The 327-nt window shown below is 36.4% G+C and carries 1 pseudogene; it reads left to right on the forward strand.

The annotated features are described in order from the left end of the window. Nucleotides 1-327 (forward strand): annotated as a pseudogene (locus tag KHA98_RS22810) (hypothetical protein); the annotation flags it as partial.

A 327-nucleotide genomic window follows, 5' to 3' on the forward strand; every position in this document is an offset into this window, starting at 1 on the left:
TAAACAATACAGCAGGAAACGTAAGCTATGACGGAACTAAAAATGAGTTCTCTTATACAGATGCTACTGGCGCTTCAAAAGTGATCAACATCAGCGATCTTGTTAAGTTAAGCGAAACGGTTACTACATTAAGTAATAACAACGACGGATCTTACACGTATACAAACGAGAAAGGTACTGAGGTTAAAATCAATGTTGTTGGAGATGTAACAAGCAACTTCTCAACGATTGCAAACAATACTGAGGTAAAACAGATTATCGAGAATATCGTAAACAATACGGCAGGAAACGTAAGCTATGACGGAACTAAAAATGAGTTCTCTTATA

The organism is Flavobacterium branchiicola (genome assembly GCF_018383905.1).
GTDB classification, from domain to species: domain Bacteria; phylum Bacteroidota; class Bacteroidia; order Flavobacteriales; family Flavobacteriaceae; genus Flavobacterium; species Flavobacterium branchiicola.